The 20,539-nt window shown below is 69.0% G+C and carries 15 protein-coding genes and 1 other RNA gene; 10 read left to right on the forward strand and 6 right to left on the reverse strand.

Features of this window, described 5'->3' with window-relative positions; translation table 11 throughout:
* Window positions 1-87: 87 nt before the first annotated feature.
* A complete protein-coding gene (locus J2851_RS25355) occupies window positions 88-2,205 on the forward strand; it encodes a hybrid sensor histidine kinase/response regulator (RefSeq protein ID WP_246500920.1) in 2,118 nt (705 codons plus the stop codon).
* A 13-nt stretch (window positions 2,206-2,218) separates the two neighbouring features.
* Here the strand turns inward: J2851_RS25355 and J2851_RS25360 are convergent, their stop codons facing one another.
* Window positions 2,219-2,413: a hypothetical protein gene (locus J2851_RS25360; RefSeq protein ID WP_209769768.1), complete on the reverse strand. Its 195-nt coding sequence runs from the start codon at window positions 2,411-2,413 to the stop codon at window positions 2,219-2,221.
* Window positions 2,414-2,545: 132 nt separating this feature from the next.
* Window positions 2,546-2,776 carry an SMc00767 family acetate metabolism repressor gene (locus J2851_RS25365; RefSeq protein WP_209769769.1) on the reverse strand — a complete coding sequence of 77 codons (231 nt, stop codon included), beginning with the start codon at window positions 2,774-2,776 and terminating at the stop codon, window positions 2,546-2,548.
* A gap of 302 nt (window positions 2,777-3,078) precedes the next feature.
* Here J2851_RS25365 and J2851_RS25370 point away from each other — a divergent pair, with 302 nt between their 5' ends.
* A complete protein-coding gene (locus tag J2851_RS25370; protein ID WP_209769770.1) occupies window positions 3,079-3,966 on the forward strand; it encodes an NAD(P)-dependent oxidoreductase in 888 nt (295 codons plus the stop codon).
* On the opposite strand, the gene J2851_RS25375 is transcribed toward J2851_RS25370, so the two are convergent.
* Window positions 3,963-5,612: a hybrid sensor histidine kinase/response regulator gene (locus tag J2851_RS25375; protein ID WP_209769771.1), complete on the reverse strand. Its 1,650-nt coding sequence runs from the start codon at window positions 5,610-5,612 to the stop codon at window positions 3,963-3,965. The two genes, J2851_RS25370 and J2851_RS25375, sit on opposite strands and share 4 nt — an antisense overlap.
* 242 nt (window positions 5,613-5,854) lie before the next feature.
* Window positions 5,855-7,258 (reverse strand): FAD-binding oxidoreductase, encoded by a 1,404-nt coding sequence (locus J2851_RS25380; protein WP_209769772.1) that lies wholly within the window; start codon window positions 7,256-7,258, stop codon window positions 5,855-5,857.
* Window positions 7,259-7,540: 282 nt separating this feature from the next.
* Between J2851_RS25380 and J2851_RS25385 the strand changes: the two genes are divergently transcribed.
* Entirely contained in the window at window positions 7,541-8,548 is a 1,008-nt protein-coding gene (locus J2851_RS25385; protein ID WP_209769773.1) for a GNAT family N-acetyltransferase, read from the forward strand.
* A 134-nt stretch (window positions 8,549-8,682) separates the two neighbouring features.
* Window positions 8,683-9,555, forward strand: a complete 873-nt coding sequence (locus tag J2851_RS25390) for a manganese catalase family protein (protein WP_209769774.1) — start codon at window positions 8,683-8,685, stop codon at window positions 9,553-9,555.
* Window positions 9,556-9,787: 232 nt separating this feature from the next.
* Here the strand turns inward: J2851_RS25390 and J2851_RS25395 are convergent, their stop codons facing one another.
* Together J2851_RS25395 and J2851_RS25400 are read right to left on the reverse strand one after the other, a co-directional pair.
* Window positions 9,788-13,396: a hydantoinase B/oxoprolinase family protein gene (locus J2851_RS25395; protein ID WP_209769775.1), complete on the reverse strand. Its 3,609-nt coding sequence runs from the start codon at window positions 13,394-13,396 to the stop codon at window positions 9,788-9,790.
* Between the two features lie 144 nt (window positions 13,397-13,540).
* The gene (locus tag J2851_RS25400) at window positions 13,541-14,098 is read right to left on the reverse strand and encodes a GNAT family N-acetyltransferase (RefSeq protein WP_209769777.1); all 558 of its coding nucleotides are present in this window, start codon (window positions 14,096-14,098) and stop codon (window positions 13,541-13,543) included.
* Window positions 14,099-14,350: 252 nt separating this feature from the next.
* On the opposite strand from J2851_RS25400, the gene J2851_RS25405 reads away from it, so the two are divergent.
* The 6 genes from J2851_RS25405 to J2851_RS25430 all read left to right on the forward strand — a co-directional run bounded on the left by J2851_RS25405 (window position 14,351) and on the right by J2851_RS25430 (window position 20,538).
* Complete coding sequence (locus J2851_RS25405) at window positions 14,351-15,112, forward strand: TerB family tellurite resistance protein (RefSeq protein WP_209769778.1); 762 nt, start codon at window positions 14,351-14,353, stop codon at window positions 15,110-15,112.
* A gap of 235 nt (window positions 15,113-15,347) precedes the next feature.
* On the forward strand, window positions 15,348-17,174 hold the full coding sequence (locus tag J2851_RS25410; RefSeq protein ID WP_209769779.1) for an ATP-binding cassette domain-containing protein: 1,827 nt from the start codon (window positions 15,348-15,350) through the stop codon (window positions 17,172-17,174).
* Window positions 17,171-18,049 carry a DMT family transporter gene (locus J2851_RS25415; RefSeq protein WP_209769780.1) on the forward strand — a complete coding sequence of 293 codons (879 nt, stop codon included), beginning with the start codon at window positions 17,171-17,173 and terminating at the stop codon, window positions 18,047-18,049. Before J2851_RS25410 ends, J2851_RS25415 begins: the two co-directional genes overlap by 4 nt.
* A complete protein-coding gene (locus J2851_RS25420; protein WP_209769781.1) occupies window positions 18,046-18,726 on the forward strand; it encodes an N-acetylmuramoyl-L-alanine amidase in 681 nt (226 codons plus the stop codon). The genes J2851_RS25415 and J2851_RS25420 overlap by 4 nt, the downstream gene beginning before the upstream one ends.
* Before the next feature lie 235 nt (window positions 18,727-18,961).
* Window positions 18,962-19,377, forward strand: an RNA gene (gene rnpB, locus J2851_RS25425) — RNase P RNA component class A.
* Window positions 19,378-20,043: 666 nt separating this feature from the next.
* Entirely contained in the window at window positions 20,044-20,538 is a 495-nt protein-coding gene (locus J2851_RS25430) for a division/cell wall cluster transcriptional repressor MraZ (RefSeq protein WP_209769782.1), read from the forward strand.
* Window position 20,539 lies beyond the last annotated feature (1 nt).

The following is a 20,539-nucleotide window of genomic DNA, read 5'->3' on the forward strand; positions in this document are numbered from 1 at the left end:
TCCGGATCCTGTCCCATCCTGTCCGGTACCCGCCTTTCGCCGATGCCCACACGGTTCCTCGACGCACTGGCCAGTGAATCGGCTGGAATGCTGCGGCTGCTGCGGGCAATGCTCGTGGCGTCGGTGCTCGTGCCGTCGGTCCTGTTCGCGGTCATCGCGTGGCGCGACTACCACGCCGTGGTCGCCGAGACCGAGCGCAACATGAACAAGACGGTGCAGGTGCTGCACGAGCATCTGCACAAGATCTTCGACACCGTGCAGCAGACGCTGGACCGCGTCGACGAGCGCACCCAGGGGATGAGCTGGGACGAGATCGCCCGGTCGGAGTCCGTGCACGTCTACATGAAGACGCTGGACGACGAGCTGCCGCAGGTGGGCGTCATCGCGCTGATCGACCCCAATGGCTTCACCCGCGCGCTCAGCCGAGCCTTCCCGGTGGAGCCGCCCACCAACGTCAGCGACCGCGAGTACCTGCGCGTTCAGAGGGATCACGACGCCGGCCTGTTCATCAGCGAACCGGTGATCGGGCGCAACACCAAGGCCAGGCAGTTCAACGTCAGCCGCCGCCGCAGCGGCCCGGGCGGTCCCGACGGGGCCTTCAACGGCATCCTGGTCGCCGCCCTGCACGCCGACTATTTCAAAGACTTCTACAGCCGCGTCCTGCCCGGGGGCGAGGAGTCCATCTCCATCGTGCGGCAGGACGGCACCGTCCTGATGCGCGTGCCGGAAATCCCGAACGCCAATCCCGCGCGGCTTTCGCCGGGGAACGGGCTGATGCAGGCCTCCGCCCGCGGGGCCGGCGAAGGGATGTACCGCAACGTCAGCCAGGTGGACGGCATCGACCGGCTGTACGCCTTCAAGCGCATCACCCCCTATCCGGTGTACGTGACCTACGGCATGCCGCAAACGGAGATCATGGCGACCTGGCGGCGCAACATGTTGCTGTACGCCACCTTCGCCCTGCCGGCCACGCTGGCGCTGGTCGGGATCACCTCGCTGGCCATGCGGCGCGCGCGGAGCGAGGCCGTCGCCATGCACCGCTGGGCCGAGGAGGTGCGCAACCGCGAAAGCCTGGAGGCCGCGCTGCGCCAGTCGCAGAAGATGGAGGCGCTGGGCCAGCTGACCGGCGGGGTCGCCCACGACTTCAACAACCTGCTGACGGCGGCGCTGGCCAACCTGCACCTGATGGCGCCGCACCTGCCGGCCCCGGGTGCCCGCTATCTGGACGGGACGCGGACGGCGCTGGAGCGGGCGAAGAAGCTGACGGGGCAGCTGCTCGCCTTCTCGCGGCAGGAGGCGGTGGATCCGCAGGTGGTCGACTTGGCGGACAGCCTGCGCGCGATGGACGACCTGCTGGAACGGTCCGTCCGCGCCGACATCCGGCTGGACTGGGACCTGGACCCGGGACCGCAGAGGGTGGAGGTGGACCCGGTGCAGCTGGAAATGGCGGTGCTGAACCTGGTGCTGAACGCCCGCGACGCCATGCCGGACGGCGGGCGCATCCGCATCTCCAGCCGCGCCGTCGCGGACCCGGAGCCGGGGGTGGAGGACCGCGGGGCCGGAGCCGTCGTGCTGGAAATCGCCGACACCGGCACCGGCATGCCCCCCGATGTCGCCGCCCGCGCCTTCGACCCCTTCTTCACCACCAAGAGCATGGGCAAGGGCACCGGGCTCGGCCTGTCGATGGTCTACGGCTTTGCCCGGCAGTCCGGCGGGACCGCCCGGATCGAGAGCGCGCCCGGCCGCGGCACGGTGGTGCGCGTCGCCCTGCCGGCGACGGCCAAATGCCCGGCGGCGGACCTGCCCATGCCCGAGGCAGCGGCCGGCGCCACCGGCCCCGTGCGGCTGCTGGTGGTGGAGGACAACGCGCTGGTCCTGATGGCCACGGTGGAGGGGCTGGTCCAGGAAGGGTTCGAGGTGATGACCGCCGACCACGGCGCCGCCGCGCTGGAGCTGCTGGAGCAAGATTCCGCCTTCGACGTCATCGTGTCGGACGTGGTGATGCCCTACGGCGTGTCGGGAATCGACCTCGCCCGCCAGGTGCGCGAGCGCTGGCCGCGCATCCGGGTCCTGCTGACCTCCGGCTACAGCCCGGAGTCGCTGACCGGTCTGGGCAGCGACACGGTGGTCCTGCCCAAGCCCTTCACCCCCGACCAGCTCGCCGCCCGCATCCGCGCCCTGCTGCGGCCGGCCACGGTGGCCTGATCAGGTGGCCTGATCACATAAGCGCACTTATAAACATCGGCGCCCAGAGCAGCGCCGACCAGACGACGCCCAGGAAGATGCCGTGGGTCAGGTCGGTGAAGGTCGGTTCGCACAGGCTGTGGATGCGCCAGATGGCTTCGCGCTCGTCGGTCCCGCGGTCGTGGAAGGGCCCCGGATCGCGGGGGGGCTGCTGCTGGGCGTCGTTCATGGCCGTTCACTCCGGACGGAATCCGCACGGGAGTGGAACCCCTGAACGCTCCGCCGGTTCCGCCCGCCGGGGCATGAAAAAGCCCCCGCTTCCCGGAGGAAGGGGGGCCTTGGCCGCCGGCGGTCGCGCCGGTTACTTGGTGCGGATCACCGGGGTGAGCTGGTCGCCCCAGTTGCCCGACGCGTTGTGGTAGCGGGCGGTGCGCATCAGCTCAACCGTCACGCCGGCCTCGACGGCCTTGACGACGGCGTCATTCAGGCGGTGCAGGCTGTTGGCGAGAATGCGGATGGCGCTCTCCTGGTCCTCGGTGAAGCCCGAGCGATCGTCCGGCGGCGCGTCCTGGAAACCCGACTGGTTGCTCATGCGGCAGTCCTTCCCTTGTTGTCTGGCCCAAAGCCCGTGGCTGTGAGTGTCGGAAATCGGTTCCCGGACACGAATCTTGCGTCCGGCTCTTACCCTCTTAACACATCTTGCGCGGGGAGCAAGCGCGCGGCGAGACAACCTCCTTCGAAAGAAGGAACACGCGAAACGGGCAAAGGAGCCCCGCCTCGCCTGCGGTAATCCGGCGTTTGATCGCCGGCCGTTGATCGCCAAGCAGGCCCGCCCTAGGCTCCGCTCCACCGAGAGCCATAACAACCGCCGACAACAACGGAAAGACAAGACCGATGGCCGAGACTGCGACCTTATCCCGCACCATCGCCTTCCTGGGGCTGGGCACCATGGGCTTTCCCATGGCCGGCCACCTCGCGCGCGCCGGGCACCGCGTCACCGTCTACAACCGCACCGCCGCCAAGGCCGCCGCCTGGGTGGAGCAATTCGGCGAATTCGGCGGCCGGCGCGCCGACAGCCCGGCCGACGCCGCGCGCGGGGCGGAGCTGGTATTCCTGTGCGTGGGCGGCGACGACGACGTGCGGCAGGTCGCCGGGGCCGCCATGACCGGCATGGAGCCGGGCACCGTGATCGCCGACCATTCGACCGCGTCCGCCGCCGTCGCGCGCGAGATGGACGCGGCGGCGAAGGCGCGCGGCCTGTCCTTCCTCGACGCGCCGGTGTCCGGCGGGCAGGCCGGGGCGGAGAAGGGCGTGCTGACCGTGATGGTCGGCGGCGACTCCGGCGCCTTCGAGCAGGCCCGCGACGCGATGGCCTGCTACGGCCGCTCCGTCACCCACATGGGGCCGTCGGGCGCGGGGCAGCTGACCAAGATGGTCAACCAGATCTGCATCGCCGGGCTGGTGCAGGCACTGGCCGAGGGCATGGCCTTCGCGCAGAAGGCCGGGCTGGACGGGCATCAGGTCGTCGACGTGATCTCCAAGGGCGCCGCCCAGTCCTGGCAGATGGAGAACCGCGCCAAGACCATGCTGGACGGCAAATTCGACTTCGGCTTCGCGGTGGACTGGATGCGCAAGGATCTGGGCATCGTGCTGGACGAGGCGCGCCGCAACGGCTCCGCCGTGCCGGTCACCGCGCTGGTCGACCAGTTCTACGCCGAGGTCCAGGCCATGGGCGGAAACCGGCTGGACACGTCGAGCCTGATGACGCGACTCGTCCGTTAGCCCGGCTTCCGCTCGAAGGCGCGGGACAGGGCGCGGCGGAGGTCGTCGGGGCGGAAGGGCTTGTGCAACAGCGCGCAGCCCGCCCGCTTCGCCTGGCGCAGCCGTTGCGGGTCAGTGTCGCCGGTCACCAGGACCGCGGGAATCGGGCGCCCGGCCTTCTGACGGACGGCGGCGATGGCGTCCAGCCCGGTTGTCCGGCCGGTCAGGCGGAAGTCGCTGACCACGACGTCCGGCAGCCCGCTCCCCTCCCCCATGCGGGCGACCGCCTCCTCCGCGGAGGCCACGTCGATGGTCCGGCAGCCCTGGGATCGCAGGTACATGGCCAGGGCGCCGCGCTGCTGCTGCTCGTCCTCGATGACCAGGACCGTGTGGCCGGCGAGGTTGGGGGCGTCCGGCGACGCGGACGGGTCGGCGGACGGAGTGGGGGCGTCGGCCAGGGGCAGTTCCAGGCGGAACATCGTCCCCTTGCCGACCTGCGAGCGCACCGTGACGCGATGGCCCAGCAGATCCGCGGTGCGGCGCACGATGGCGAGGCCGAGGCCGAGGCCCTTGTTGCGGTTCCGCTCCGGATTGCCGAGCTGGTAGAACTCCTCGAAGACAAGGTCCAGCTGCTCCGGCGGGATGCCGGGGCCGGTGTCCCACACGTCCAGCCACAGGGTCGCGTCGCGCCGGCGGCAGCCGAGCAGGATCTTTCCACCCGATGTGTGGGCGATGGCGTTGCTGAGCAGGTTGCGCAGGATGCGTTCCAGCAGCAGCGGGTCGCTGCGCACCACGGCGTTGCAGTCCATGACGCGCAGGCGCAGCCCCTTCAGGTCGGCCTGCGCGCTCATCTCGCGCGTCAGCCGCTCGGCCACCTGACGGACCGGGAAGGCGGTGACGGTGGGCTCGACCGTGCCGGCCTCCAGCGTCGCGATGTCCAGAAGGCCGTTCAGCAGGTCCTGGCCGGAATGCAGCGCCTCCTGCACGCGCTCCAGCAGTTCCAACGGCGTCGGCTGGCCGGCGAGACGCTGGGCCAGGACGCCGAGAAGAAGCTCCATCGCCTGGAAGGGCTGGCGCAGGTCGTGGCTGGCGGCGGCCAGGAAGCGCGTCTTCGCGCGGTCCGCCCGCTGGGCGTCCCGGCGCGCTCGCTGCGCCTCGTCCATGGCGCGCCTGGCCTCCAGTTCATGCATGACGAGGCGGGAGAACTCCGCGAGGTCGCGGCGCTGGTCGAGGCCGAAGTCGTCGCGCGGCCTTCGGTCGATCACGCAGAGCGTGCCGAGCAGGTGGCGGTCCGGCGTGATCAGCGGGGCACCGGCGTAGAAGCGGATGTGCGGCGGCCCGGTCACCAGGACGTTGTCGGCGAAGCGATCGTCCGCCGTGGCGTCGGGGACGACCATCACCCGCTCTTCCAGAATGCTGTAGGCGCAGAAGGCCAGCTTGCGGCCGGTGCAGGAGACGTCCAGCCCGAAGCGGGCCTTGAACCACTGGCGGGTTTCGTCGACGAGGCTGACCAGCGCGATCGGCGCGTCGAAATGGCGGGCGGCAAGGCGCGTGATCCGGTCGAACACCTCCTCCGCGGGCGTGTCCAGCACGCCGTAACTCTTCAGGCTGTCGAGCCGGGCAAGCTCATCCAAAGGCCACGGCGGTTCGATTTTGTCTATTTGCATTCCGCCTCCTCTTTCACAACAGGATAGAGGAACCGGAAACGCATTCTCAGTCGTCAAAAAGTGCTGGAAACACAAGCGTCGCTTATGACGAAGGTTCCACGCCACCCCTGTTTTCTTGAAGATTTGTAGCTTTGTTTTAGGCGAGTCCCGGCGATGCGAAGGGCACGCGCGGTGCGTGCAACGAAAACGGCGCGCGAATCGGTCGATTCGCGCGCCGCGGGCACTTCAAATTTTGACGCGCGTCAGATCCGCACGACCTTGCCCGGGTTCATCAGGTTGTGCGGGTCGAAGGCGCGCTTCAACTCGCCCATCACGGCGAAGGCCTCGCCGGCTTCCTTCTCCAGGAACTCCATCTTGCCGTAGCCGATGCCGTGCTCGCCGGTGCAGGTGCCGCCCATGGCGAGCGCGCGGTCGACCATGCGGTCGTTCAGGCGCTTGGCCTCGGCCAGCTCCTCCGGCTTGTCGGGATCGACGACGTAGACGAGGTGGAAGTTGCCGTCGCCGACATGGCCGACCAGCGGGGCCAGGAGGTAGGACTCGGCGATATCCTGCTTGGTCTCCAGGATGCAGTCGGCCAGCCGGGAGATCGGCACGCAGACGTCGGTCGGCCAGCCCTTGGAGCCGGGGCGGAGCGCCAGCGCCGCGTAATAGCCGTCGTGGCGGGCCTGCCAGAGCTTGGAGCGGTCCTCCGGCCGGGTCGCCCAGGCGAACTCCGTGCCGCCGTTCTCCGCCGCGATGGCCGCGACCATCTCGGCCTGCTCCTGCACCCCGGCGGCGGTGCCGTGGAATTCGAAGAACAGGGTCGGGGCGACGGCGTAGTCCAGCTTCGAGTACTTGTTCACCGCGTCCATCTGGACCTCGTCCAGAAGCTCGATGCGGGCGACGGGGATGCCGGTCTGGATGGTCTGGATCACCGTGTCCACCGCGCCGCGGATGTCCTTGAAGGGGCAGACGGCGGCGGAAATCGCCTCCGGAATGCCGTAGAGGCGCAGGGTCACTTCCGTGATGATGCCCAGCGTCCCTTCCGCGCCGACGAACAGGCGGGTCAGGTCGTAGCCGGCGGCGGACTTGCGGGCGCGCCCGCCAGTCTTGATGATCCGGCCGTCGGCCAGCACCACCGTCAGGCCCAGCACATTCTCGCGCATCGTGCCGTAGCGCACCGCGTTGGTGCCGCTGGCGCGGGTGGAGGCCATGCCGCCCAGCGAGGCGTCGGCGCCGGGGTCGATCGGGAAGAACAGGCCGGTGTCGCGCAGATGCTCGTTCAGCTGCTTGCGGGTCACGCCGGCCTGGACGGTGACGTCCAGATCCTCCGGGCTGACGCGCAGGATGTCCTTCATGCCCGACACGTCGATGCAGATGCCGCCGGCCAGCGCCGCGACGCCGCCTTCCAACGAGGTGCCGGTGCCGAAGGGGACGATCGGCAGCGTGTGTTTCGCGCAGATCTTGACGATGGCGCTGACCTCCTCCGTCGAGGCGGCGAAGGCGACGCCGTCCGGGGGGAAGTTCGGGTGGTAGGATTCGTCCTTGCCGTGATGCTCGCGCACCGCCGCGGCGGTGCTGAACCGGTCGCCGAGCAGGGCCTTCAGTTCGGCCTTCGCCTCGTCGGTGAGGGCGACGCGGGGCCGGGTGGACGGGACGACGGACATGGACGAAGACCTCCCCTGGGGGTTCTTGCTTGGTGGTACGACCACGCAAGGCTAAGGCCCGGCGGGAAGGCTGGCAAGCGGGGCGATCGCAATCCACGGATGACCGGGGCGGGAAACGCCTAGGATTTCGCACCCGCAGCAAGGATTCGCCGGCTAAAGCGGTGCAAAAAACGCTCGATCCACGGCTTCGTTATGGCTCTTTTCCGAACCTGCGCCGTTACTCCCTTGAAACCATGGCCGGAGCCCGCACGCACGCAAAGGCCCAGACGGGGACACGACCGCATGCACCGCACGATCTTTCACGAGCCCTGGTGGCTCGACGTCGTGTCCGGCGGGCACTGGGGAACCGCCCTGTCCGAAAAGGGTGGGCATGTGCAGGGCTGGCTGCCCTACGGCACCTTCAAGGAGCGGGGCATGACCGCCTGCGGCACGCCGCAGCTGACGCGGGTGCTGCACCCGGTGCTGTCGGTGGAGGGAAAGAAGAACGAATCGCTGAACCGCCGGACGCTGGCCATCGTCTCGGACCTCGTGGCGCAGTTGCCGAGCGCGCACATCACCCATTTCGTTCTGGGGCCGGATTGCCCGGACGCGCTGGCCTGGCAGATGAACGGCTTCCGCACGCGGCTGCTGCACACGCTGGTCGTCGACACGCGCCGGCCCGGCTTCGACGCCTGGAGCGAGATGCGCGACAAGACCCGCAACGTGATCCGCCGCGCCGAGGAGCGGCTGGACGCCGTGCCGTTGCCGGCGATCGCCTTCCGGACCTTCTATCTGGAGAACCTGGACGGCGTGGAGCCTTATTTCGATTCCGAACTGATCCCCCGCCTGTCCGAGGCCGCCGAGAGTCACGGGCAGGGCCGCATCCTGGGCGCCTTCGACCGGCACGGGGAGCTGCACGCGGCGGTCTTCTTCGTCTGGGACGAGCGGGATTACTATTACTTCCTGTCCACCCGCACGCGGCGGTCGGCGGAGCTGGGGGCGGTCAGCCTGCTGATCTGGCACGGCATCCAGGACGCGCTGGCGCGCGGCCTGCGCTTCGACTTCGACGGGATCACCAGCCGGGAGCGGCTTCAGTTCATGATGGGCTTCGGCGGGGCGGTGGCGCACCGCACCGTCGTGGAAAAGGGCAGCCTGCTGTTCGACGCCCGCCGGCATTTGGGGTCCTTCAAGCAGCGGGTCGTCCAGGGCCAGCGCGTGCTGATGGCGCGGTTGCACGAGGGCCGGGCGCGGCGATTAAACGGGGACCGGAACGTTCCGGAGGCGGAAGCACCGGCCGCGCCCCTGCCCTGACCGAAAGGCATGCCACGCCCGCGAAAGGCCGCCCATCGCAAGTAAAGTGAACCTATTTTCTGCGCACCTTTGATAAATGGCTCTTGTTGTCGGCGATCGATGAGCAATCGTCCCCAACAGCACAGGCCATTCCAATGTATTTTTTCGACAAACGCCTGCAATATCCCGTCCGCGTCGAGACGCCGGACCCGTTGTTCGCACGTCAATTGCAGCAGGCGATCGGCGGCGTCGAAGGCGAGCTGCGCGTCTGCCTTCAGTATTTCTTCCAGGCCTGGGGCGCGCGGGGGCCGACCAGCAAATACCGCGACATGCTGCTGAACACGGCGACGGAGGAGATCGGCCACATCGAGATGCTGGCCACCGCCGTCGCCATGAACCTGGAAAACGCCCCGCTGTCCCTCCAGGAAAGCACCGCGGAGGCCAACCCGGTGGTCAACGCCGTCATGGGCGGGGAGCGGCCCCGGCACATGGTCGAGGGCATGCTGCACAAGCACCTGCTGTCCACCGGGCTCGCGGCCTTCCCGGGAAACGCCGACGGCGTCCCGTTCGACTGCTCCAACATCTACGCCAGCGGCAACCTTGCAGCGGACATGTATTCCAACGTGACCGCGGAGGCGACCGGCCGCACCCTGGCCGTGCGCCTGTACAACGCCGCCCACGACCCGGGCATGAAGGACATGCTGGCCTTCCTCATCGCCCGCGACACCATGCACCAGCAGCAGTGGCTGGCGGTGGTGGAGGAGCTGGGCGGGCCGGAAGCCCTGCCCATCCCCAACAGCTTCGACCAGTCGCTGGAGAAGCAGGAGTTCAGCTACGTCTTCGCCGGGACGGAGCGCAACGGCGAGCCGCCGCCCGCCGGCCGCTTCACCAGCGGCCCGTCGCTGGACGGCAAGGGCCAGTTCAGCGCGAAACAGGCCCAGCCGCTGGGCGAGGAACCGATGCTCGGCCCGGCGCGCGAAGGCTCCGGCGCCCAGCGGGAGCAGATGGGGCCCGGCAAGGGGGCGTAGGGGGGATTCTTGGGTGGGGGGTGGTCGTGTTGGGCCCCCACATAGTTTTCGCGTTGGGCCCCCTCCCTACCCTCCCCCATCTTCGACGGGGGAGGGAACTCCGCCACTCCGACGCTCAACTCCTCCCCCCGCTCTCGGCGGACCCAAAGGGTCCGCCTGCCGCGTCAGCGCAAGCTTCGCTTGCGCGAGAGCGAAGTGGGGGAGGTTGGGAGGGGGGCCCGGCGCGAGAACCTCACCCCTCCCCGTACCCACCCCCGCCCGGGGTTTCCACCACCAGCACGTCGCCCTCGCCCATCGCGGTCTTGTCCTGGGGGCCGAGTTCCTCGACGGAGCCGTCGGTGCGCTGGACCCAGGTGCGGCCGATCTGGCCGGGGGCGCCGCCCTTCAGGCCGAAGGGCGGGACGCGGCGGTGGTTGGACAGGATCGCGGCGGTCATCGGCTCCAGGAAGCGCAGGCGCCGCACCACCCCGTCGCCGCCGTGCCAGCGCCCCGCCCCGCCGGAGCCGCGGCGGATGCGGAAGCTGTCGAGCAGAACCGGGAAGCGCCATTCCAGCACCTCCGGGTCGGTCAGGCGGGAGTTGGTCATGTGGGTGTGCACCGCGTCCGTCCCGTCGAAGCCGGGGCCGGCGCCGGAGCCGCCGCAGACCGTCTCGTAATACTGGTAGCGCTCGTTGCCGAAGGTCGTGTTGTTCATCGTTCCCTGGGCCGAGGCCAGAACGCCGAGCGCGCCGTAGAGCGCGTCGGTGATGCACTGGCTGGTCTCCACGTTGCCGGCGACCACCGCGGCGGGATAGCTGGGCGACAGCATGGTGCCGGGCGGGATGACGATGTCGATGGGCTTCAGGCAACCCTCGTTCATAGGGATCTCGTCGTCCACCAGCGTGCGGAAGACGTACAGCACCGCCGCGCGGCAGACCGCGGTCGGCGCGTTGAAGTTGCTGGTCAGCTGCGGGCTGGTGCCGGTGAAGTCAACGATGGCGGAACGTTCCGCCTTGTCGATGGAAATGCGGACCTTGATGACCGCGCCGTTGTCCAGCTCCTGCGTGAACTCCCCGTCGGTCAGCACGTCGATGGCGCGGCGGACCTGCTCCTCCGCGTTGTCCTGGACGAGGCGCATGTAGGCGCGCACGGTGTCGAGCCCGAACTGGGCGACGATGCGGCGCAGCTCCTGCGCGCCCTGCTCGTTGGCGGCGATCTGGGCCTTCAGGTCGCCCAGGTTCTGCTGGACGTTGCGCGCCGGGTGCGGGCCGGCGGTGAAGAGGCTGACCACCGCCTCCTCCAGGAACTCCCCCCGGTCGACCAGCTGGACGTTGTCGAGCAGGACGCCTTCCTGGTCGATGGTCGTGCTGTCCGGCGGCATGGAGCCCGGCGTGATGCCGCCGACGTCGGCGTGGTGGCCGCGCGACGCCACGTAGAACAGCACCTCATCGCCGGCCTCGTCGAAGACCGGGGTGACGACGGTGATGTCCGGCAGGTGCGTGCCCCCGTGGTAGGGGTCGTTCAGCATGTAGACGTCGCCGGGGCTCATGCCGTCCTGGCGCTGCACCATGATGGCGCGCACGCTCTCGCCCATGGATCCCAGATGCACGGGCATGTGCGGCGCGTTGGCGATCAGCCCGCCGTCGGCGTCGAACAGCGCGCAGGAGAAGTCCAGCCGTTCCTTGATGTTCACGGAATAGGCGGTCTTCTCCAGCGTGAAGCCCATTTGTTCCGCGATCGACATGAACAGGTTGTTGAAGACCTCCAGCATCACCGGGTCGGCCTTGGCCCCGACGGCGACTCGCTGCGGCAGCTCCTCATAGCGGGTGAGCACGAGGTGGTTCTTGCGCGTCACCTCGGCGATCCAGCCCGGCTCGATCACGGTGGTGGCGATCTTCTCGCGGATCACCGCCGGGCCGGTGATGCGGTTGCCGGGCTGCAGCAGGTCGCGGTCATAGACCGGCGCCTCGCGGTCCTCCCCGCCGGTGTGGATGGTCAGGGTGGCGAGGCGGCGCGGCAGGGCGCCGGTGACGTTGGGCAGGTCCAGGTCGTCGGCGCTCTCCGTCCGGCCCACGGCCTCGACGGAGACGGCCTCCACCACCAGGGCCTTGCCTTCCATCATGAAGCCGTAGCGCTGGCGGTGCGCCGCCTCGAAGGCGGATTTCATCGCGGCAAGCGGCCCGAAATCGACGATGAGCGGGCTGTCGGAGCCCTCCACCTTGATGTGCGCCTTGCGCAGGACGGACAGCCGGTCCTCCGGCACGCCCTGGCGGGCCAGTTCGACGCGCCCCTCAGCCTCCAGTGTCGCGAGGGTTTCGGAGAGCTGGCCGACGAGGGACTCGTCCAGGCGGGCCTCCACCGCGCGCTCCCGGATGGCGACGGTGTCGGCGAGGCCGATGCCGTAGGCGGACAGCACGCCGGCGTGCGGGTGCAGGAACACCTTCGTCATGCCGAGCGCATCGGCGACCAGGCAGACATGCTGGCCCGCCGCCCCGCCGAAGCCATTCAGCGTGTATTGGGTGACGTCGTAGCCGCGCTGGACCGAGATCTTCTTGATGGCGTTCGCCATGTTGTCCACGGCGATCTTCAGGAATCCTTCCGCCACCTGCTGAGGCGTCATGGCGGTGCCGAGCGCCGCGTTCACCTCCTCGGCCAAGGCGGTGAACTTCTCGCGGACGATGGCGGCGTCGAGCGGCTGGTCGGCCTCCGGCCCGAAGACGCGGGGGAAGAATTTGGGGTGCAGCTTGCCAACCATGACGTTGCAGTCGGTCACGGTCAGCGGGCCACCGCGGCGGTAGCAGGCCGGGCCCGGGTTGGCCCCGGCGCTTTCCGGACCCACGCGGAAGCGCGCGCCGTCGAAGAAGCAGACGGAGCCGCCGCCGGCCGCCACCGTGTGGATGTGCATCATCGGCGCCCGCATGCGCACGCCGGCCACCTGGGTGTCGAAGGCGCGCTCATACTCCCCGGCGTAATGCGACACGTCGGTGGAGGTGCCGCCCATGTCGAAGCCGATGACCCGGTCGAAGCCGGCCATGCGCGCGGTGCGCACCGCCCCGACGATGCCGCCGGCCGGGCCGGACAGGATGGCGTCCTTGCCCTGGAACCAGCGCGCGTCGGTCAGGCCGCCGTTCGACTGCATGAACATCAGGCGGATGCCGTTCAGCTCCCCCGCCACCTGCTCCACATAGCGGCGCAGGATCGGCGACAGGTAGGCGTCCACCACCGTGGTGTCGCCGCGCCCGACGATCTTCATCAGCGGGCTGACCTGGTGGCTGACCGACACCTGGGTGAAGCCGATGGTGCGCGCCAGCGCGGCCACCTGCCGTTCATGCTCCGGGTGGCGGTAGCCGTGCATCAGCACCACCGCGGCGGCGCGGAAGCCGTCGTTGAAGGCCTCTTCCAGCTGCAAACGCACCGCGCGGATGTCCACCGGCTTCAGCACCGTGCCGTCGGCCTTGATGCGCTCCGGCACCTCGGCCACGCGCTCGTACAGCAGTTCGGGCAGGACGATGTGGCGGGCGAAGATCTTGGGCCGCGCCTGATAGCCGATGCGCAGCTGGTCGCCCAGCCCTTCGGTGATGAGGAGCAGCGTGCGCTCGCCCTTGCGCTCCAGCAGCGCGTTGGTGGCGACGGTGGTGCCCATCTTCACGGCCTCGACAGCCTCCGCCTGGATCGGCTGGTCGGGAGCGAGGCCGAGCAGGTCGCGGATGCCCTGGATGGCGGCGTCCGGATAGCGCTCCGGATTTTCCGACAGCAGCTTGTGCGTCGCGACCGAACCGTCGGGCCGTTTCGCCACGATGTCGGTGAAGGTACCGCCGCGATCGATCCAGAACTGCCACCGGCCCGGCTGTTGGGGCGCCATCTACCACTCCCTGATTTTTTACCTTTGAAGACGGGAGTGTGACCATACGACACCGCAGGTTCAAGCCGGGGTGCGCGAAAGGGTGGGATGCACGGAGGTGCAGGGAGCGGCCGACCCCGACCGTCTCCTTGGGCCTATGGGGGCCTACGCCGCGGCTTTGAGAATCGCCGGCAGGGTATCGAGCATGGCGTTGACGGCGCCCGCCCCGTCCTCCAGCGCCTCCAGGGCGAGGGAGAATTGCGTCGGGTGCGGCAGGTCGAAGGCGACGGCGATCTCCCCGTCCTGAAGGGACATGCGGCCGCCGAACTTGCGCGACAGGGCGCGCATGCGGACGTTGTCGGAAAGGCACATCATGTGCACACGCCGGATCCCGCGGTTGGCGGCGACGGCCAGCGCGCGGCGGACCAGCGTGGTGCCGACTCGGCGCCCCTGAAGCCCCTTCTCCACGCTGATGGCGAGTTCCGCCTCGTGCGGCCAGAGCAGGCGGTCGGTGCACAGCTCCACCGCGCCGCGCAGTTCGCCCTGGTCGAAGACGCCCAGCAGGATGGTGCGGCCCCAGTCCAGTTTCGCGCAGTGCTTCGCGATGGTCTCATCCGACACGGTGCCGGTGAAGCGGGCGTAGCGGTCGGCCCGGTCCAGCCGCAGCAGATGGGCCCGGTACTGGGCGAGTTCTGCGGGAAGAAGCTTGCGGAAGACGGGCATGGCGCGGGCTCTCGGTGCGTGGGGGTGTGTTCGCACTGCGCAGAGCGTTCGTTCCCGGATGGCCCTTCGATGGCGGGGCGTGTTCGGCCGTTGGCTCGGCCATAAGTCATACTGCACTGCAACATGGGCATGAGCCAAGCACAGACAAGGGCGCCCGCCGCACGACGGCCAAGCTTGTGGCACCATCGCAACAGTGGCGGGTGCCGGAGGCTGCCGCTATGCTGCGCCACCTTCGGTCAAGGGGCGGAATCCATGAGCATTTGGGGCAAGATCCTGGGCGGGGCCGCGGGCTTCGCCATCGGCGGGCCGCTCGGCGCCCTGGTGGGGGTCGCCGCCGGCTATGCGGTGGACCGCGGTGTCCAGGGCGGCCTGACGGGCGGCCTTCTGGGACTGTGCGGCCCGGCCGACGGGACCAAGTCCGTCGCCTTCACCATCGGCGTGATCGCCCTGTCGGCCAAGATGGCGCGCGCCGACGGCGTGGTGAAGCGGGTGGAGGTGGACACCTTCAACCGCCTGTTCCGCGTGCCGCCGGACGAACTGCCGAACGTCGGCCGCGTCTTCGACCTCGCCCGCAAGGACACGCACGGCTTCGAGGAGTACGCGACGCAGATCGCCGCCCTGTTCGAGGACCGCCACGCGGTGCTGGAGGAGCTGCTGGACAGCCTTCTGATGATCGCGGAGGCCGATGACGAGCTGCACGAGACGGAGGTCGACTACCTGCGCCAGGTCGCCCACATCTTCGGATTCGCCGACGCCGACTTCGAGCGGATCCTGGCCGGGCACCATATCGCCGGCACCAGCGACGACACCGACCCGTACGGGGTGCTGGGGGTGTCGCGCCGCGCCAGCGACGAGGAGATCAAGGCCGCCCACCGCCGCCTGGTCCGCGAGCACCACCCCGACAAGCTGATCGCGCAAGGCCTGCCGCAGGAGTTCGTGGACCTCGCCACGCAGAAGGTCGCCGCCATCAACGCGGCGTATGATCGAATCGAGAAGGAACGGGGGCGGGGGTAGAAAGTAGTCGCGTTGGGCCCCCACCCTAGCCCTCCCCCATCTTCGACGGGGGAGGGGATTGCCCCTCCCCCCATCTTCGACGGGGGGAGGTTGGGAGGGGGGCCCAACGCAACCACTCCCCCATTTCCAAGACAACGCATCCCCGCCCCGGCGCAATCGGGTGTCGCGGGGGTGGGGGGAGCGCGCTATATAAGCAGCCTTCCGCACACCGTATCGTTGGGTCGCCCCGTCAGTCATGGCTCCTCCCGCTCCGATCACCGCGCTCCAGGGCGTGTCCGTCACCTTCGGCGGCCGGCCGCTGTTCGAATCCATCGACCTGTCCATCGGGCGGGGCGACAAGGCCTGTCTGGTCGGGCGCAACGGCTCCGGCAAGTCCACGCTGATGAAGGTGCTGGCCGGCATGGTCCAGCCGGACGGCGGGAACGTGTTCGTGCAGCCGGGCGCCCGCATCGCCTACCTGCCGCAGGAGCCGGACTTCACGGGCTGCGCCACCGTCCACGACTACGTCGCCGCCGGCCTGCCCGCTGACGAGCAGGACGAGGCGCACCGGGTGGACGCGGTGCTCGACCGCTTGCAGCTGGAAGGCCACCTGGACCCCGGCACGCTGTCGGGCGGCGAGGCGCGCCGCGCGGCGCTGGCCCGCACGCTGGTCGGCAACCCCGACGTGATGCTGCTGGACGAACCGACCAACCACCTGGACCTGCCGACCATCGAGTGGCTGGAGGAGGAGTTGCTGGCCTACCGCGGCGGGTTGCTGCTGATCAGCCACGACCGCAGCTTCCTGAACCGGCTGGCGAAGCGCACGCTGTGGCTGGACCGCGGCACGGTGCGCGCCACCGACCGCGGCTTCGCCGAGTTCGAGACCTGGCAGGCCGAGGTGTTCGAGGCGGAGGACATCGCCGCCCAGAAGCTGGACCGCAAGATCGAAGGCGAAATGAAGTGGCTGCGCGAGGGCATTTCCGCCCGGCGCACCCGCAACATGGGCCGCGTGCGCGCCTTGTTGCAGCTTCGCACCGATCGCGCCGAGCGGATCAAGGGCGGCCAGCAGGCCAAGCTGGCCATCGCGGAAGCCGAGCGCGGCGGCCGCATGGTGATCGAGGCCGACCGCATCTCCAAGGGCTTCGACACGGCCGACGGTCGCAAGACCATCGTCAAGGACTTCTCCACCCGCATCCTGCGCGGCGACCGCGTCGGGCTGATCGGGCCGAACGGGGCCGGCAAGTCCACCCTGCTGAAGATGCTGACCGGCCAGATGGATCCCGACAGCGGAACGATCCGGCTCGGCACCAATCTTGAGACCGCCTACTTCGACCAGCGCCGCGTCGGGCTGGACCCGGAGGAGACGATCCGCCAGGTGCTGTGCCCCTTCGGCGGCGACAGCGTGATGGTCAACGGCCAGCCGCGCCACGTCGCCGGCTACATCCGCGACTTCCTGTTCGACACCCGCCAGCTCGACAGCCCGGTGAAGGCGCTGTCGGGCGGCGAGCGCAACCGGCTGCTGCTCGCCCGGCTGTTCGCGCGGCCCAGCAACATGATGATCCTCGACGAGCCGACCAACGACCTCGACATGGACACGCTGGACCTGCTGGAGGACGTGCTGGGCGACTACCAGGGCACGCTGCTGCTGGTCAGCCACGACCGCGACTTCCTCGACCGGCTGGTGACCAGCACGATCGCGGTGGAGGGCGACGGGGTGGTCACCGAATACGCCGGCGGCTATGCCGATTACCTGGTGCAGCGCCCGCAGCCGCAGGCCAAGGCCGCCGCGGCGCCCAAGGCGAAGCCCGCCGCCGCACCGGCCGCGGCCAAGCCGAAGGGCAAGCTGAGCTACAAGGACCAGCGGGAGTTGGACGACCTGCCGGCCCGCATGGAGAAGCTGACGGCCGAGGTGGCCAAGCTGGAAGCGGCGCTGGCCGACCCCGACCTGTTCGCCCGCGACGCCGCGAAGTTCCAGAAGACGTCGGACCAGTTGCAGGCCAAACAGGCGGAGCTGTCCGCCGCCGAGGAACGCTGGCTGGAGCTGGAGGCCCTGCGCGAGGAGTTGGAAGGCGGCCGCGCATGAGCTTGCGCGATTCGCTGCTGGCGCTCCTGGTCATGGCGATCTGGGGCCTCAACTTCGTCGTGGCGAAATGGGGGCTGGCGGAATTCCCGCCGCTGTTCATCATGGCGCTGCGCTTCGTCCTGGTGGCGGCGCTGCTGGTCCCCTTCGCCCGCATCCCGCGCGGCAAGATGCTGCCCATCGCCGTCCTGTCGGTGACGCTGGGGAGCATCCATTTTCCGCTGATGTTCACCGGGCTGAACGGCATCGACGCGGCCACCGCCTCGCTGGCCGCGCAGGCGCAGGTGCCCTTCTCGTCCCTGCTGGCGTCGATCCTGTTCAAGGACAAGCTGGGCGGGCGCCGGGCGCTGGGCATGGCGACGGCCTTTGCCGGGGTGATGGTCATCGCGGGCGAGCCGCGGCTGGCCGGATCGCTGACGCCGATGCTGATGATCCTGGCGGCGAGCTTCGCCTTCGCCATCGCCAGCATGCAGATGAAGACGATCATCGGCGTGGACGGCTTCGCGCTGAACGGCTGGATGGCGCTGTTCGCCGCGCCTCAGCTGCTGGTCCTGTCGCTGCTTCTGGAGGACGGGCATCTGGCCGCGCTCGGCAACGCCAGCGCCTGGGGCTGGGGCTCCATCGCCTACATGGCCATTGGGGTGACGATCATCGCCTACGGCCTGTGGTACCCTCTGCTGCGCAAGTACGCGGTGAACCAGACCATGCCCTACCTGCTGACCGTGCCGGTGTTCGGGGTGGCGGCTGGGGTGATGCTGATGGGCGATCCCTTCACGCTGCGGCTGGTGCTTGGCGGCTGCCTGACGCTGGGCGGGGTCGCCTTCATCGTGCAGCGCCGCCCGAACGTGGTCGGCGACAAGGTGACGAATCCGACATGATTGTGGACCGCCCCTCCCCCAACCATGGCCCCCGGGCGGACGGCGCGGGGGTGGAGCTTCTGATCCTGCATTACACGGGCATGCCGACCGCCGCCTCGGCGCTCGACCGGCTGTGCGACCCGGCGGCCCAGGTCAGCGCCCACTACACGGTGGACGAGGACGGCACCGTCTACGCCCACGTTCCGGAGGACCGGCGCGCCTGGCACGCGGGCGTGTCGAACTGGCGCGGGCGGGGCGACGTGAACAGCCGCTCCATCGGCGTGGAGATCGTCAACCCGGGCCACGAGTTCGGCTACCGCCCCTACCCCGCCGTCCAGATGCAGGCGGTGGTGGAGCTGTGCCGAGCGATCGTGGGACGTCATGGGATCGCGCCCGCCGATGTGATCGGGCACAGCGACATCGCCCCTGACCGCAAGGAGGATCCGGGCGAGCTGTTCGATTGGCGCGGGTTGGCCGCGGATGGGATCGGGGTCTGGCCGGAGCCGCAGGCGGAGGATGACGGGCCGTTCACGGCCGACGAGGTGACGGCGCTGCTGGGACGCTATGGGTACGACGCAGCGGCCCCGCGCGCGCTGCTGTCCTTCCAGCGCCATTTCCACCCGGAGGCGATGACCGGCGCGGCGGATGCGGAGACGGTGCGAAGGCTGCGCGCCCTGGTCCGGATGACGGGACGGTAGCCGTTCCTACACTCTTATATTTATATTTGGGATCGAGCCCCACTGGGGTGGCGTCGGGTGGGCCAGAGGGGACTCACCACAGAGGCACGGAGACACGGAGAGGTCGGGACAGCGCCGACCTCCGTGCCGGGGGACGGCTGTGGAAAGGCATATCTCTGTGCCTCCGTGTCTCTGTGGTGACACTGCACCCATCCGCCATTGCGGTTTTCCACACACCTCTATAAACAAGGCCGCGCCAGATGGCCGGATGGCCGCCTTCGACTCCGTCGGGGGAGGAAAGTCCGGGCTCCACGGAAACACGGTGCCGGCTAACGGCCGGCGGGGGCGACCCTAGGGAAAGTGCCACAGAAAGCAAACCGCCGCGCGCATCCAGGCTTTTGCCATGGGGGCCGCGGTAAGGGTGAAAGGGTGCGGTAAGAGCGCACCGCGCCCCTGGCAACAGGGGCGGCACGGTAAACCCCACCGGGAGCAAGACCGAATAGGGGCGGCACGGCCCGCCATCCCTTTTGGGATGGTATGGGGCCAAGCGCGTTTCCGCGCCGCCGCCCGGGTTGGTCGCGAGAGGCGCCGGGCAACCGGCGTCCCAGATGAATGGCCATCCATCGGGGGAAACCCCGAGGACAAAACCCGGCTTACAGGCCATCTGGCGCTTCAACCGAACGGCGTTCGGTTGAAGCTTTTTATCGGCTTCACACGCCAGCCGGGCTTCGGCCGCACGAGCGGCCGGGGCCGCCGTCGCGGCCCGAAGCGGATCGCGATCCGCTTATCCACAGCCCATCCACCTCCTCCGGCGTAGCGCCCTACCCCCTTGTTGCGGGGCTGGGGATGGTTGCGCCCATCTTTCCCCAGCTTCATCCACAGGCGGTGGATAACTGTGGGGCAATTTCCCATGCCGTCCCATGACCGACCCGCCCCGGCTACCCCCGCAGGGTAGGCCTTTTGGTGGGTGCGATTCGCCTTTTTGCAGAACCACTTCACGAGTCACGGCAACGGATTGTTTGGAACATCCGGGCAACTCTCGCCCTGGACCGCAGCGTTACGCCCGATAAGGCGCCGAAATGTTGCTGGATCTCGCCGAATCCGCTCACCTATTTGCGCCCTTGCAACACATCGGGCGTTAAGTCTTGACAGTCCTGTCTGAATACTGGCGGGGGCGTTGACGCCCATGTTGTCCCATGCTATCCCATGAAAGCCCAGTTCGGGGGGAGACCTACCCAACCAAGGTAGCCGGGTTGGGCGGGTTTGGCGGAACGGGCGGATAGGGGCCTCGCGACGGCGGGTCCCGAACAACGGGGAAGGGGGGCGTTCGTCGGGCCGATGGCCATTTTCCTGTCCACATACGTCAACAAAGTTGACAGGAAAGGTCGCTGCTCCATCCCGGCGCAGTTCCGGCAGTCGCTTGCCAAAAGCTCGGCCCCCGGCACCGTCTACCTGTGGCCCTCGCTGAACCACCAGGCGCTGGAAGGCGCCGACCAGGACTATCTCGACATCCTCTCCGAAAGCCTGGAGTCCCCCGACCTGGACGCGGACGAGCGGGACATGATCGAGACCTTCATCTTCGGCAAGCTGATCCCCGTCTCCCTCGACAACGAGGGCCGGATCGTCCTGCCCAAGGAACTGGCGGAGTTCGCCGGCATCGGCGAGGAAGCCGCCTTCATCGGCCGCCGCAAGACCTTCCAGATCTGGGAGCCGGGCGCCCTGAAGGCCCACGAGCAGACGCTGCGCGACCAGGTCGTGCGCAAGGACATCTCGCTGAGCCAGATCGTCGCCAAGGCGTCCCGCGGCGCCGCCAACCGGGCAGGGGAGGGCTGAT

Source organism: Azospirillum rugosum (assembly GCF_017876155.1).
Lineage (GTDB): Bacteria > Pseudomonadota > Alphaproteobacteria > Azospirillales > Azospirillaceae > Azospirillum > Azospirillum rugosum.